This is a genomic window from Paenibacillus sp. FSL H7-0735, assembly GCF_038008505.1.
GTDB classification, from domain to species: Bacteria; Bacillota; Bacilli; order Paenibacillales; family Paenibacillaceae; genus Paenibacillus_AQ; species Paenibacillus_AQ odorifer.
The window spans coordinates 93,875-108,639 of sequence record NZ_JBBOZH010000001.1; the positions used below are offsets into that span (position 1 = coordinate 93,875).

General features: G+C 44.5%; 17 protein-coding genes and 1 riboswitch. Of the genes, 15 read left to right on the plus strand and 2 right to left on the minus strand.

All coding sequences use genetic code 11. From position 1 onward, the window contains the following. Positions 1-224: 224 nt before the first annotated feature. Positions 225-479, minus strand: a complete 255-nt coding sequence (locus NSS82_RS00445; RefSeq protein ID WP_036678829.1) for an AbrB/MazE/SpoVT family DNA-binding domain-containing protein — start codon at positions 477-479, stop codon at positions 225-227. 295 nt (positions 480-774) lie between these two features. Here NSS82_RS00445 and NSS82_RS00450 point away from each other — a divergent pair, with 295 nt between their 5' ends. From NSS82_RS00450 to NSS82_RS00510, 13 genes are all read left to right on the plus strand, one after another. Then, positions 775-2,058, plus strand: coding sequence for an HD domain-containing protein (locus tag NSS82_RS00450; protein WP_038568006.1), 1,284 nt, complete (start codon positions 775-777; stop codon positions 2,056-2,058). Positions 2,059-2,109: 51 nt separating this feature from the next. Then, positions 2,110-2,880 (plus strand): TatD family hydrolase, encoded by a 771-nt coding sequence (locus NSS82_RS00455; RefSeq protein ID WP_036678823.1) that lies wholly within the window; start codon positions 2,110-2,112, stop codon positions 2,878-2,880. A gap of 198 nt (positions 2,881-3,078) precedes the next feature. Beyond that, positions 3,079-3,308, plus strand: a riboswitch (cyclic di-AMP (ydaO/yuaA leader). Positions 3,309-3,593: 285 nt separating this feature from the next. Beyond that, positions 3,594-4,760, plus strand: a complete 1,167-nt coding sequence (locus tag NSS82_RS00460; protein ID WP_036678820.1) for a 3D domain-containing protein — start codon at positions 3,594-3,596, stop codon at positions 4,758-4,760. Between the two features lie 175 nt (positions 4,761-4,935). Further along, a complete protein-coding gene (gene rnmV / locus NSS82_RS00465; protein WP_036678817.1) occupies positions 4,936-5,487 on the plus strand; it encodes a ribonuclease M5 in 552 nt (183 codons plus the stop codon). Continuing rightward, positions 5,484-6,368 carry a 16S rRNA (adenine(1518)-N(6)/adenine(1519)-N(6))-dimethyltransferase RsmA gene (rsmA, locus tag NSS82_RS00470; protein ID WP_036678815.1) on the plus strand — a complete coding sequence of 295 codons (885 nt, stop codon included), beginning with the start codon at positions 5,484-5,486 and terminating at the stop codon, positions 6,366-6,368. The genes rnmV and rsmA overlap by 4 nt, the downstream gene beginning before the upstream one ends. 165 nt (positions 6,369-6,533) lie before the next feature. Beyond that, positions 6,534-7,436: a sporulation peptidase YabG gene (gene yabG, locus NSS82_RS00475; RefSeq protein WP_036678813.1), complete on the plus strand. Its 903-nt coding sequence runs from the start codon at positions 6,534-6,536 to the stop codon at positions 7,434-7,436. A 276-nt stretch (positions 7,437-7,712) separates the two neighbouring features. Beyond that, the gene (veg, locus tag NSS82_RS00480; RefSeq protein WP_019914493.1) at positions 7,713-7,988 is read left to right on the plus strand and encodes a biofilm formation stimulator Veg; all 276 of its coding nucleotides are present in this window, start codon (positions 7,713-7,715) and stop codon (positions 7,986-7,988) included. Positions 7,989-8,131: 143 nt separating this feature from the next. Continuing rightward, on the plus strand, positions 8,132-8,308 hold the full coding sequence (locus tag NSS82_RS00485; RefSeq protein WP_036678812.1) for a small, acid-soluble spore protein, alpha/beta type: 177 nt from the start codon (positions 8,132-8,134) through the stop codon (positions 8,306-8,308). A gap of 140 nt (positions 8,309-8,448) precedes the next feature. After that, entirely contained in the window at positions 8,449-9,303 is an 855-nt protein-coding gene (gene ispE / locus NSS82_RS00490) for a 4-(cytidine 5'-diphospho)-2-C-methyl-D-erythritol kinase (protein WP_036678809.1), read from the plus strand. Between the two features lie 75 nt (positions 9,304-9,378). Continuing rightward, positions 9,379-10,206 (plus strand): pur operon repressor, encoded by an 828-nt coding sequence (gene purR, locus NSS82_RS00495; RefSeq protein WP_036678807.1) that lies wholly within the window; start codon positions 9,379-9,381, stop codon positions 10,204-10,206. Positions 10,207-10,415: 209 nt separating this feature from the next. Next, a complete protein-coding gene (gene spoVG / locus NSS82_RS00500; protein ID WP_020425826.1) occupies positions 10,416-10,703 on the plus strand; it encodes a septation regulator SpoVG in 288 nt (95 codons plus the stop codon). Positions 10,704-10,975: 272 nt separating this feature from the next. Next, positions 10,976-12,376 (plus strand): bifunctional UDP-N-acetylglucosamine diphosphorylase/glucosamine-1-phosphate N-acetyltransferase GlmU, encoded by a 1,401-nt coding sequence (gene glmU / locus NSS82_RS00505; protein ID WP_076273191.1) that lies wholly within the window; start codon positions 10,976-10,978, stop codon positions 12,374-12,376. A gap of 87 nt (positions 12,377-12,463) precedes the next feature. Beyond that, positions 12,464-13,417 (plus strand): ribose-phosphate diphosphokinase, encoded by a 954-nt coding sequence (locus NSS82_RS00510; RefSeq protein ID WP_036678796.1) that lies wholly within the window; start codon positions 12,464-12,466, stop codon positions 13,415-13,417. 88 nt (positions 13,418-13,505) lie between these two features. On the opposite strand, the gene NSS82_RS00515 is transcribed toward NSS82_RS00510, so the two are convergent. Beyond that, positions 13,506-13,706, minus strand: coding sequence for a hypothetical protein (locus NSS82_RS00515; RefSeq protein WP_036678792.1), 201 nt, complete (start codon positions 13,704-13,706; stop codon positions 13,506-13,508). Positions 13,707-13,831: 125 nt separating this feature from the next. Here NSS82_RS00515 and pth point away from each other — a divergent pair, with 125 nt between their 5' ends. Both pth and NSS82_RS00525 read left to right on the plus strand, forming a co-directional pair. Further along, entirely contained in the window at positions 13,832-14,392 is a 561-nt protein-coding gene (gene pth, locus NSS82_RS00520) for an aminoacyl-tRNA hydrolase (protein ID WP_036678864.1), read from the plus strand. A gap of 84 nt (positions 14,393-14,476) precedes the next feature. Continuing rightward, positions 14,477-14,707, plus strand: a complete 231-nt coding sequence (locus NSS82_RS00525; protein WP_036678789.1) for an anti-sigma-F factor Fin family protein — start codon at positions 14,477-14,479, stop codon at positions 14,705-14,707. Positions 14,708-14,765: the final 58 nt, after the last annotated feature.

Genomic DNA, 14,765 nt, shown 5'->3' on the forward strand with positions numbered 1-14,765 from the left:
GGAATATAAGTGTACAAAATACAATTAATTCGTTTAATGGTAAAAATCATTTAAAATAACTGTAAGAAATACAACTAAGTATTACTGGTTCCGTCTTGAAGTACATTGCCCTTAGGGAGGGCAAACCCAGACATAAAAAATACCTCCCGCGGTCACGGGAGGTCAAGGAGATATGAAAAGGTTAGAATTAACAATTTGATTAGTTCTATTATATACTATTTAATTTAGTTTGTCACAGGGGTAGGGATGGAAGAAATGCATTCATGACAAACTATTTTTCCTTTAAAGTAAGTTACGTTCTCAGCGTTGCCACAGAAAATGCAGGCAGGCTCATACTTTTTAAGCATAATCCGTTCGCCATCAACGTAAATTTCCAGTGCGTCCTTTTCGCCAATGCCAAGTGTACGGCGTAATTCAATAGGAATAACAACCCGTCCAAGTTCGTCTACTTTTCTTACAATTCCTGTTGATTTCATCATAACAATCGTTACTCCTCTCAATGTTCCAAAAACGTCATTATTCGACATTGTTCACTGTTTTATGATACTTATAATACCAACGATTCCCAAATCAGTCAACCTTTTTTCATAGGCTGAATAAGAAAATTTCCATAAGAACTTTGAATGTCCCTATAAAAATTAAGAATTGCCCTGAAAGCATTTTGTCGATTTACCAAGACCAAAAATGATACTTTTCGACAAAGTACGACATAATTACTTATTATATACTGATATTAGTTAAAATCATATTAAATTATTAGAAGGAGTTGATCTCATGAAGCAGCCGCTCACGGAAGAAAAGGTTTTCAAGGATCCCGTTCATAATTATATTCATGTACAGGATACGATTATTTGGCGACTAATTAATACAAAAGAATTTCAGCGTTTACGCCGGATTCGCCAGTTAGGTACCTCATATCTCACTTTTCATGGTGCAGAGCATAGTCGATTTTCTCATTCTTTAGGAGTATATGAAATTACACGAAGAATCATTTCGCAATTTGAGCGCAGCGGGTATAAGGATTGGATTCCGGAAGAAAGTTTGCTTACTTTGTGTGCGGCTTTGCTGCATGATTTAGGGCATGGCCCATTTTCCCATTCTATAGAAGAAGCTTTTGAAATGAACCATGAGGATTGGACCTGCCGGATTATTTTGGAGGACACGGAGATTACCGAAATATTGCGTGATGTGGAGGAAGATTTTCCTCGTAAAGTAGCTTCAGTTATCTCTAAGACTTATGAGCATGAAATTGTTGTCAATTTGGTTTCCAGTCCGCTGGATGCTGATCGTATGGATTATTTGCTGCGTGATGCGTACTATACAGGTGTAAACTATGGAACCATCGACATTGATCGGATTTTGAGAATGCTTCGTCCTTATAATGGGCGGATTGTAGTAAAAGAATCAGGTATGCATGCCATTGAAGATTATTTAATGTCACGTTATCAAATGTACTGGCAGGTATATTTTCATCCGGTGACGCGCAGCTCTGAAATTATTTTGCGTCAAATCTTCCGTAGAGCTAAAGAATTGTTCCAAGAGGGGTACAAATTTCGCTTTATGATCGCTCCGCTGGAAGATCTCTTTCGAGGAGAAGTAACAGTGAAGCAATATTTAATGCTTGATGAGGCACTGGTACAGACTGCTTTTATGCAATGGACACTTGAAGAAGATGAGTTATTAAGCGACTTGTGTACCCGTTTTATTCATCGTAAACTGTATAAATATGTAGAGATCGAGAATTTGGATACAGATATGATTACGGAAATCCGCAGCAGTTTTGCGGGAGTGGGACTTAACCCAGAATATGACCTAGAGATTGATTATCCGACAGATTTGCCTTATGATGTGTTCCGTCCAGGAGCAGCCTTCGACAATAATCAAATTTTACTGCTTGATCGGAATGAGCAATTGCGGGAAATTTCAGAGGTATCGGATATTGTGCGCTCAATAAGCGGAATTCATCGTGGCAGATATCATCTATATTTCCCACAGGATAAGCTGAAAAAAGCCCTTACACGCTTGCCCTCTTCTGTAGCAGAGATTTTTGCAAAATAATACAAATATTTATGGAACTATTGATAAAAACAACAAGGAGTGAGCTTTAAAATGTATCTGTTCGACACACATACACATCTAGATGCGCCTCAATTCGACGAGGATCGCGAGGAAGTTATTGCTCGTGCAGTAGAGGCCGGAGTTAGCAAGATGATCAATATTGGATTTAATCGGGAAACGATCCCTTCAACGATGAAGCTGGCTGAATCTTATGATTATATTTATGCAGCGGTGGGCTGGCATCCACAGGATGCGATTGATATGAAAGAGGGGGACCTCGATTGGATCGCCTCTCTTTGCAGCCATGAAAAAGTGGTGGCCATCGGAGAGATTGGATTGGATTATTATTGGGATACCTCTCCCAAGGATGTGCAGCAGGAGGTCTTCCGCAAACAAATCGGACTAGCCCGTGAACTAAAAATGCCAATCTGTATACATGACCGTGATGCTCATGAAGATGTTGTACGGATTTTACGGGAGGAAAAAGCAAATGAAATTGGTGGCGTGATGCATTCGTTCTCAGGCAGCTGGGAAACAGCAAAAATGTGTCTAGACCTTGGATTTCATTTGTCATTTGGAGGACCGATAACGTTCAAAAATGCCAGAGTGCCTAAAGAGGTGCTTGCACAGACGCCATTGGACCGATTATTGATCGAAACAGACGCTCCATATTTGACTCCACACCCCTTCCGTGGCAAGCGAAATGAGAGTGCTCATGTGAAGTTAGTAGCAGAGGCTGCGGCTGAAATTAAAGGGTTAACATGGGAAGAATTGGCTAAAATTACGTATGCGAACGCACTGGAACGATTTGGGATTGTCTGAAAACAGGAGTAAAACGGGTGAAAAATAGAGAATAGCCGATATATTAAACTTTTTTAATATAAAAACGGCTGATTATTACAATATTTTAACCATATATTTGCTTAAACGTGGTTGAATCGTCCTTTACAACATGCATCAAAACAGGATATCATCTTTTCAGTGATGTGAGCTGTTGTTATTGTGACAGCCATTGATTCATGGATCGTCTCGCTGAGTCTCCGTATGGAGAACGGGGGAACCAATATTGAACTGCCGCATGCCTGTATCTTGAATACGACTAGGAATTGCCGCAGAACAATATTTGATTTCTTCACGTGGTCTTTGGGGTGAATTTAAGGGCAACCGCCGTGAGCGGGTGACCTGAAATAGGGCGTCTCTCTTTCGTCCGAACCCGACAGCTAACCCCGTAAGCGCAAGTAAGAGAGGCAACCTCGTGCACAAACATTCCCGCGTATTCTGACATCGGAGAAGCCACGAAAGAGTCCTCAAGAGAACTCTTTTTAGGCTTCTTTATTTTTGAATAAACTGAATGTTGCCCGCATACTGTTATATAACAGGTGTGGGAGTAGCTGTGCCGAGCAGGCGATCCATGAGCAGGAGACGCTAAGTTAATACGTGCGTATCCTGTGACAATCTCAAATAGTTTCGTCAAAGAAATTCAGTCCTCATGATATACAAATTGACGACGAGGCTATGTAAGGAGGATGGAGAGAATGGGCTTATTCCAACCAGAGGTATCCCATGATTCGCAGTCATCCAGCAGGTCTTTCGCATTACGGTGGGAGCAAGTAAATACTCGCGTACTTTTACTTGCAGGTGTGATTTCAATCGCAATCGCGCTGTTAATTCTGCTGTACGTACACGGTCAAAGTAACAAACAATTTGTTTTAGTAATAGACGGGCAAACACAGACACTTGAAACGCGAGAAGCACTTCTTGGTGATGTGTTGGAGAAAGAGCAAATTTCGCTGCAGCCGCATGATGAATTATCTTTAGGTCTGAGTGATGAAATAAAAGACGGTGACCGTGTCGTTATCAATCGTGCGCAGAAATTTAGCCTTACTGCGGACGGAGCAACAAAAACGTTATATACGACCGAAGACACTATCGGTCAGGCGATTGACAAACTGGGTATCAACCTAGAAGGCTATGATAAGATTTTTCCTTCGTTAGACACCACCATCTCTGCTGACATGGAGATTAAGATCGTTCGTATCAACAAGCAAACGGTACAGCGAACAACTAACTTACCTTTCCGTGTTATTAAGACAGCAGATCCCTCCCTTACTGTGGGAACAGTTAGAGTGGCACAGGCAGGCAAACCAGGCGTCATGGTTCAGCATATTGAAAAGATCTATCAAGACGGAGAACTGGCCTCTATGCGCATGATCGGCAAGGAAGTACAAACGGTAACAAAAGATAAGATCATTGCCGTTGGTACTAAAGCACTTCCTAAGCCTACTGTAGTTGCTAAAGCTACAACAACTTCCAAATCAAGCACTACCTCCAAAACGACTAAAGTTAGCGCTAAGACTAAGAACGTCACAAGCAAGGCTGGCGTAGACTTTGAGTACAAGAAGATGATTAAGAACGTCTCCATGACAGCTTATTCGTCAGAAGAGCCAGGAATAGGTACTAAAACTGCCTCCGGAACACGCGTAACGGAAGGTCGTACAATTGCAGTAGATCCGAATGTAATTCCTATTGGCTGGTGGGTTTATATCGATGGGCTTGGATTCCGCCGTGCAGAGGATACTGGCGGTGCCATTAAAGGCAATAAAGTGGATGTCTATTATGATTCCCTGAGCCATGCTCGTAATTTCGGCCGTAAATCACGTACCGTATATGTGATTGGACCTGTGAAACCAGAGCTTAACTAGAACTGAAGCTTTTGCAAAAAATCCTTTGATAAGCTATAGTGATGATAACCGTAAGGAACGCTGGATGATCATTTCGTTGATCGCAGAGCAACCGCTCATCACTTATACATTCTTTAACCAAAAGAAGAGGAGCGAATCCTCTTCTTTTTGCTTTTTTTGGAAGGAGTCAAGAAATATGATTAAGGAATTAATCGTCGTTGAAGGCAAAAGCGATACCGTAGCCATTAAGCGTGCTGTGGAAGCAGATACGATTGAGACAGGCGGCTCTGCTGTAAACCGGACTGTAATTGCGAAGATTGCGCTAGCTATGGAACGCAGAGGGGTTATTATTCTTACGGACCCGGACCATGCCGGGGAGCGAATTCGTAAAATCGTTTCAGCGAAGGTGCCGGGCTGCAAGCATGCTTTTATTCCGGAGAAGGACGCAACTCGAAAAGGGGATATCGGTGTAGAGAATGCATCGCCAGAGGCGATTCGTCATGCGCTGCGTAATGTACATACCTCTTTTGAAGGAGCACCTGCTTTGATTGGTATTGATGACCTTATGGCCGCTGGAATGCTTGTACACCCTCGGGCTGCTGAAAGACGTATGGCGCTTGGTAATTTGCTTGGAATCGGATATTGTAACGGCAAACAGCTGTACAAGCGGCTGGCGATGTTTGGGATTACGCGGGAGGAATTTGCCGGGGCTCTCGCCCAAATTGATCAGGGAGGCATTACTTCATGAGTGGTAGAGAGGAAATTTCGACTCCAAAACGGACCAAAGAGATTATTCAACGTTATGGATTCAAGTTTAAGAAAAGCCTGGGACAGAATTTTTTGATTGATCAAAATATTTTGGACAAGATTGTAGACGCTGCTGGACTAGATAGCGATTCTGGGGCGCTGGAGATCGGGCCGGGAATTGGAGCGCTGACGGAACGTCTGGCACTAACAGCCGGTGCTGTAACTGCCGTAGAGATTGACCGTAGACTGATTCCAATATTAAAAGACGTACTTTCCCCTTATCCCCATGTTAAGGTTCGTAACGATGATGTCCTCAATGTGAACTTGCAGGAAATGTTCAAGGAAGATTTCACCACTGTGAACAAGGTCAGTGTGGTTGCTAACCTGCCTTATTATGTGACTACTCCGATTCTGATGAAGCTGCTTGAAGAGAAGCTTCCCCTTGATAACATCGTTGTAATGATTCAGAAGGAGGTTGCGGAGCGTATGGCTGCATCTCCAGGTGGAAAGGAATACGGAAGTCTTAGCATTGCCGTGCAGTACTACAGCGAGCCTGAGCTCGTCTGTATCGTGCCGCGTACGGTATTCATCCCTCAACCTAATGTGGAGTCTGCTGTTATCCGTCTGAAGGTTAGAGAGCATCCTCCGGTAAAGGTGGAGAGTGAGAAGCATTTCTTTGAAGTGGTTCACGCTTCTTTCACACAGCGCCGCAAGACGATTGCTAACAATCTGAAGGCTCGTTACTTCCCTGAACAAGGACGTGAGCAGCTGGAGGCTTTACTCGCAGAAGCGGGTATTGAACCGACCCGTCGCGGAGAAACACTCAGTCTTGAAGAATACGCCCGCTTAAGCGGTGTTTTGCTAGCCGCTGGAATTGAATAAGCAATAAGAAACGGTTGTTGTCTTAAAGGACGACAACCGTTTCTCGTAGAAATATAAGGATGTTATTCTGGTGGAGCATTATACATTCTTATATTTTAAAAATATGGCGAGTTATGAACCAACTGAGGCCTTTGCCCATACGATGGGGTAGAGGTGGTGGTTGTAATGAATTTAGGAGACTTGGTCGTTCGCAAATCTTATGGCGGTGATTTAACATTTCGTGTAGATAATATTGTGCAGGATAGAGCCGTCATTAAAGGCACAGATTTCCGCCTGTTGGCGGATTCTCCTCTGGATGACCTGGTTCAAGTGCCTCCTACCCGAATAACGGAACGGGGACAGCAAGCACAGATCAAAGCGAAGGAATCACTGACACAGCTGCGGAAGGACCGTCAGGAGCAAAGTCAGCGGAGCGGGGGAACCCTAACAGAGGGGACATGGGCTCCACCGTCCAAGGAAGCTCCTTATTTTGAAGTGCCGGGTAAAGTACTGCATCTGGATGGCGATCCGGCATATTTGAATAAGAGCCTTAGCTTATACGAGCAGCTGCGGATTCCCGCTGAAGGGCATCATGTTCATGAATCTGCAATGGCTGATACGTTATACCGGCTGTTGCCCCGTGTACGCCCAGACATTGTAGTGATCACTGGTCATGATGGGGTACTGAAGCAACAGCATACTTACGATCTGTATAGTCTGAATAGCTATAAAAATTCGCAAAACTTTATAGCTGCTATTAGGGTAGCTAGGGAGTACGAGCGGAATTTTGATGCGTTGACTATTGTTGCCGGTGCTTGCCAATCTCATTTCGAGGCATTACTTGGAGCTGGGGCTAATTTTGCCAGTTCACCTGGTCGAATTTTGATCCATGCTCTGGATCCCGTTTATGTAGCAGCAAAATCATCCTTTACTTCCATCAGGGATACTGTAAATCTTAGTGATGTTCTGAATAATACCATCAGCGGTAATCAGGGTATTGGTGGTGTTGAGACCCGTGGCAGCTTCCGTATCGGAATGCCGCGGCTGCAGAATCTGTCGGCGCTAAAAGTGACACCATCAGCCATTTAAGCGGCAGAGATAGGTCTATGGTTTCAGGAATATAGGTAATTTGAATGGGCTGAATAGAATATCCAAAAGAAAGGGTGAGCGCTGAGCTTAACCCTTTCTTTTTTTCTTTGTGATGCCTATATTACAGATAACAAGGATATTAGTCCGGCGCTGATTTCCCGCAAAAAAATTCCGTTGACAACGAAATATGCATCAACTATAATTAATTATTTATTTGCTTTGACATTGTCCTGAAAAAGTTGTATAATGGACAAGAAAAGAGGTGGTCGTCAGGTAATGGCTAATAACGCGCTGTTGGAAATCAAACGCAGTCTTGAAGCTCACGTCGGTCATAAGATCACATTGCGTGCAAACGGAGGTCGTCGTAAAACCGTTGAACGCACAGGTGTCCTGGAAGAAACGTACCCTTCTGTATTTATTGTCAAACTGGATCAGGAGCAGCAAACTTTTAAGCGAGTCTCCTATAGCTATGCCGATATACTTACTGAATCTGTGGAAATCACAGTTTGTGAAGACGATGGGCAGATGCGGATTATGTATATTAAAGCTTAATGTTTCACGAACAGTCTCCTTTGGAGGCTGTTTTTTGTTTGCGTTTTTTGGGACAAATATTTGGTGCATGATCCGTGTTCTAAGCAAGCATACTAATTGGGCAACGGGTTAATCATTTATTTTCATAAGGGAGGAATTCCGTAATGAGCCGCAGAAAACGAGGCATGATGTCGGAGGAACTGAAGACAGAGTTAGCCAAGGAGCTGGGTTTTTATGAAACCGTAGAACGTGAGGGCTGGGGTGGAATTACAACTCAAGACGCTGGCAACATGGTGAAAAAAGCGATACAGCTTGCTGAACAGGCCGCGCGGAAATCTTAAATTTTAGGCTATAAAGTGAATATTACTGAAAAAGGGTGCGTCTAAAAGGCGACACCCTTTTAATATTGGACTTCATTAGAAGTTTCTCATATAATATGTTAAGTTGTTTTTACGGGAAAAGCTGAAGGTGGGTGAACGCCTTGAAAATGTATGAAAAGGCACCAGCTAAAATTAATTTGATGCTGGATGTGCTGCACAAACGTGCTGACGGTTTTCATGAGGTGGAAATGATTATGACCATGGTAGATTTAGCAGACCGCTTAGAGCTGTCTGAGCTGCCAAGGGATACTATTATAATATCAAGTCAGGCTGGTTATATTCCCCTGGACGAGAAAAATTTAGCTTTCCAGGCGGCAAGGCTTATTAAAGACCGTTATAACGTGAAGAGTGGGGTACATATCCATCTGGATAAAAGAATTCCGGTTGCGGCTGGCCTGGCTGGCGGCAGCAGTGATGCCGCAGCTACGCTACGCGGTCTAAACCGTCTGTGGCGTCTCGGTATTCCTGCGCAGGAGCTACAGGAGCTTGGCGCTGAGCTGGGTTCAGATGTGCCTTTCTGCGTCACAGGCGGCACAGCCTTAGCTACAGGACGAGGCGAAAAGCTTACGCCAATCAACAACCCGCCACAATGTTGGGTTGTGTTGGCGAAACCACCGATCAATGTATCGACTGCAGAAGTGTATGGACGCGTTCGGAGCAATAATATAGCTGTGCATCCTTCTGCTCGAAAGATGCAGCAAGCGATTGAAGCAGGAGACTTTGGGGGCGTATGCAACCATCTAGGCAACGTGCTTGAAGATGTTACCCTAAGGCTGCATCCAGAGGTTCAGCAGCTCAAGGAAGCGATGATAAAGCTCGGAGCAGATGGGGTGTTGATGTCAGGCAGCGGACCTACCGTATTCGGTTTAGTGTCCAAGCAGTCTAAAGTAGCAAGGATTTACAACGGACTGCGAGGGTTCTGCAAGGAAGTCTACGCAGTGAGATCACTGAATTAGTCTGCTTCTCTTGTATAAACCCGTACAAAAGTGATATATTTTTCTAAAATATTCGGTTTTGGCGAGGAGCATTCCGTGAAGAAATTAAAAAGAAGCCAACGTTTGGTAGACATGACTCAGTTTTTACTTGAGCGGCCGCATGAACTACTGCCGCTGTCTATATTTGCCGATCGCTATGGAGCGGCTAAGTCCTCCATCAGTGAAGATTTGGCAATCATAAAAGAAGTATTTGAAGGTGAAGGCATCGGAGAGCTGCAGACTTTAGCTGGTGCAGCGGGTGGAGTTCGTTATATCCCAGTTATGCCTAAAGATATGGCGCTAACCTTTGTGCAGCGCTTATGTGTGCAGCTAGAGCAGACTGACCGGATATTGCCTGGCGGTTATTTGTATATGTCGGATCTACTTGGGTTGCCGTCTTTGATGGAACAGGCGGGTAAGATCATCGCAACGGCCTTTTACGGATCGGAAATCGATGTGGTGATGACCGTTGAAACGAAAGGCATTCCACTAGCCTATGCAACAGCAGCACAGCTAGGCTTGCCGGTAGTGCTTGTGCGACGTGACCATCAGGTTACAGAGGGATCAGCAGTAAGTATTAACTACGTATCAGGATCTCATAAAAGCATACACACAATGTCTCTCTCAAGACGGGCACTCAAGGAGAAATCGCGAGTACTTATCGTAGATGACTTCATGAAGGCGGGAGGGACTGTACGTGGTATGGTCGATCTGCTCGGTGAATTTAATGCCGAGGTTGCTGGGGTAGGCGTTTTAGTGGAATCAGGCGCTGTAGAGACCGAAGAGCGTCTGTTGCACGATTACGTGTCCTTGGTAAAACTAAGTGAAGTAGACTCAAAAGAGCGGAGAATTTCGGCGCATCCGGGCAACTACTTTTCCTCTTGATTAGCCATTCTCTTACATTTTCAAAAAGCGTGGAAATTGTCGAAAACGTAAGGAATATTAAGAAAACTACTCGATGTATGTCGAAAACAACATATCCCAAAAAATATATTTCTTTTTTAGGTATTTTATGGAATGAAAAAGAAGGAATTCGCTTTGCTGTGTGGAATTATACACCAAGTCTCTGATGGAAAAAGGTGGTGAACACACACATGCAAATTACGGATGTCAGACTCCGCCGCGTTAACTCTGAGGGGAGAATGAAAGCAATCGCATCCATTACCATCGATAACGAGTTTGTTGTTCATGACATTCGCGTCATCGATGGCAATAATGGGATGTTTGTTGCAATGCCCAGCAAGCGTACACCGGACGGCGAATTCCGCGATATCGCGCACCCGATCTCTTCGGGAACACGCGAGAAGATTCAATCCGCGGTTCTGGCCGAGTACGATCGCGCCGCTACGGAAGAAGAAGAAGTTATTGAAGAGGGAGCTTAGGCTTCCTCGGAAGACTGCTACCTTTTGGGTGGCGTAGGATCCGCCGTTTTTGATAAGATCACACCGACATACACTTCATGAATTAGCAGCCTGATCTTGCAAGAAAAGCTATTGCTGGTGAAGGATTTGACGACATCTTCGAAAGGCAGCGATAAATGCTTTTCTAACTTGGGGTTTATAGAAAAGAGAACCATGACTTCATGGTTCTCTTTTCTTTTTGCCCGGAATGAGATATATTCAGTAGTGAGTTCAAGAGTAGGAGGTTGGCATTCTTGAAAAGAATGGCTGTAGTACTTGCCGCAGGTCAAGGCAAGCGAATGAAATCTAAATTATATAAGGTGCTGCACCCCGTTTGCGGTAAGCCGATGGTAGGGCACGTGCTTGATACAGTAAAAGCGACCGGATGCCAGCGCACCGTTGTTGTTGTTGGGCATGGCGCAGAGAAAGTTAAGGCCTATGTAGGTGATGGAGCGGAATACGTTCTGCAGGAAACTCAGCTCGGCACTGGCCATGCTGTCAAACAAGCAAAGGATTTACTTGCTGGCGAAGAAGGAACAACTATAGTTATTTGTGGAGACACACCACTCGTAACCACGGAGACCCTGGAAGGACTCATGGCGCTTCATGAACAGCGTAATGCGGCTGCAACCGTATTGACAGCAGTTATGGAAAAGCCTACGGGCTACGGAAGAATTATTCGTGGTGAAGATGGCGGCGTTCTGAAGATTGTAGAGCAGAAGGATTGCACTACGGAAGAAGATGCGGTTCAGGAAATCAATACAGGCACTTATTGTTTTGATAATGTTAAATTATTTGCTGCACTCGAAAAGGTAACGAACAGTAATAACCAGCAGGAGTATTATTTGACTGATGTGATTGGGATTCTTCGTTCACAAGGGGATACCGTACTAGGATATCAGACCCATGACGCAGCTGAGTCTATCGGCGTTAATGATCGTTTAGCTTTGTCTGAAGCGGAAGCCTTTATGCGTCAACGTATTAATCGTAAACACATGCTCGGTGGTGTAACCATCATTGATCCAGCCTCCACTTATATCGGAGCAGATGTAGTTATCGGATCAGATACAACGCTTTATCCAGGAACCATCCTGAAAGGGAAGACTGTAATCGGCGACAATTGTGTGATCGGACCGGCTAGTGAAATCGAAGACTGTCAGATCATGGATGAAGCAACGATTAAGCAGTCCGTATTGAATCAAGCTCAAGTCGGCGCACGGACAACCGTTGGGCCTTTTGCCTATTTGCGTCCAGGCTCTGTGCTTGGAGAAGAAGTTAAGGTTGGAGATTTCGTCGAGATCAAGAATGCTACTATTGGTGACGGTTCAAAGGTGTCACATCTTAGTTATATCGGCGACGCATCTGTAGGTAAGAATGTAAACGTCGGGTGCGGTGCGATTACCGTTAACTACGACGGGTATAATAAATTCAAGACAACAATCGCAGACGATGCCTTTATTGGCAGTAATGTTAACCTTGTTGCTCCAGTCACTGTGGGCAAAGGGGCTTTTGTTGTAGCAGGTTCGACAATTACACGTTCCGTTTCCGAGAACGATCTGGCTGTAGCTAGAGTAAGACAAGAGAACAAACCGGGATATGCAGAGAAGATCCGTTCCCGTGCTAAAGCGAAGAAAGACCACTCGAGTCCATCGTAAAGCGTTGCTAAGAAGCGCCGGACGGACTTATATTTCCGCGCCGGCGCCTTTGGAAAGCTAAATTCCGTCACGGAGGGTTTATATTTTATGACTTATTGTGATTCCAAGTTAAAGATTTTCACCTGTAACTCCAATCCTAAGCTAGCTAGTCAAATTGCTGATTACATCGGGATTCCGATGGGTGAATCACACACCACAAGTTTCAGCGATGGAGAAATTCAGGTCAAGCTGTCAGAAAGCGTTCGGGGATGCCATGTTTATATTGTTCAATCCACTTGTGGCCCTGTAAATGATAACCTGATGGAGCTTTTGGTTATGGTAGATGCGCTTAAACGTGCCTCCGCAAAAAGCATCAACGTGGTTATCCCTTACTACGGATATGCCCGTCAAGATCGTAAAGCCCGTTCGCGTGACCCCATTACTGCTAAGCTGGTAGCGAATCTAATTGAAAAGGCTGGCGCTCACCGTGTAATCACGATGGATCTTCACGCCATGCAGATTCAAGGATTCTTCGATATTCCAGTGGATCACTTGCTTGGTGTACCGATTCTGGCTCAGTATTTCCGTTCCAAGCAAATCGAGAACCCAGTTGTCGTATCGCCGGATCATGGCGGTGTAGTACGTGCAAGAAAGCTTGCTGATTTCCTGAACGCTCCACTGGCTATTATAGACAAGCGTCGTCCAGAACCTAATGTCAGCGAAGTTATGAACATCATCGGTAATATCGAAGGCAAAACAGCCATCCTGATTGATGATATCATCGATACCGCTGGAACTATCGTACTTGGTGCTAATGCTTTGATGGAAGGCGGCGTGAAGGAAGTATACGCATGCTGTACACACCCAGTATTGTCTGGTCCTGCACACGAGCGTCTGGAGAATTCTCCAATCAAAGAAATTATCGTGACGGATACCATTCCAATTCGCAGCGCGAATCCAACCTCTAAGCTCAAGGTGTTGTCCGTGGCTCCACTTATGGGTGAGGCAATTATCCGCGTTCATGAAGAGTTGTCGATTAGTAAATTGTTCGAGATTGAATAAATATAACGAATGAATAGTACAAAAGGGTTACACCTCCGTTCTCGGAGATGTAACCCTTATCGGCGTGCTACAGGTAGAACTACTGGATTCAATATCCGGGGCGGGAGACAAAGGTGAATAAACTGCGGTTATAGAGTGTCCCTTGTAGCTCCACGAAAGCTTCGTCTACCGCTGTTAATACACCGATATCAATATGCACGTCGCCCTTATATATTTCCACGGGCACAGCATATTGGATGTGGTACTGAAAATGGCGTTGATGTGTCAATAATTCGCCTTTGTGCGGCATGGGTTATCACCTGTCTTCGGAGTATAATTTCGCTCTGGTTGCACAGAGATATGTAGATTAGATCTATTGTACCAAAAACGGACTCCTCTTGCCGGAGAGCCGGAATGGAAAGGAAAGGTTCGATAATGAAATGGATTGTCGGATTGGGAAATCCCGGAACACAGTACGCGAAAACAAGGCATAATGTTGGCTTTATGGCTTTGGATGAGCTTGCCGCCCAGAACGGAATTGCCTTCAACCAGAGCAAATGTAAATCCGTCATCGGTGAAGGGGTCATTGGTGGCGTCAAAACCGTATTGATTAAGCCCATGACCTTTATGAACTTGTCCGGTGAGGCCGTTCGCGCTTATATGGATTATTACAAAGTTCAACTTGAAGATATGATCGTCGTTTATGATGATTTGGATACAGAAATCGGAAAAATCCGTTTGCGTTATCAAGGAAGCGCTGGTGGACATAATGGAATTAAATCCATCATCCAGCATGTAGGAACACAGAATTTCAATCGGGTACGAATGGGTATTTCTCGTCCTGAGCCAGGTTTTGCTATTGTCGATTATGTACTTTCTACTTTTCCTAAGAAGGAAAGCGATCCGCTTAAGCAAATGATCCTTAATACTTGTGATGCACTGGAATACAGCTTACAGCATTCATTCGAGCAGACGATGGCTAAGTTCAATGGTTAATCTGTAAACCCTGTTGTTTTTAAGGCTAAAGATGAAGCTGCCCGGACATACTGAAGGTATATAGTACCTTCAGGAGGCATATAGATGGCAATAAACTATGTTTGTAGGCACTGTAAGACATCTCTAGGCAGTATTAATAGAAGTGATGTTACAGAAATGCAGTTGGGCCTTCATTCCTTGACCCCTGCGGAGCGCAGAGATATAATAGCGTATAATTCAGAAGGTGAAATCACGGTAAAGGTTACTTGCGACTATTGCAAGGAGGCTTTAGAGAACAATCCGGAGCTTAGCCTGCTGACAAGTCCGCTTCAGTAAGGTGGAAGCGCCTGTCTCTATCGTCATCCGCAAGCCTTGGCGTTACAGCTGAGGCTTC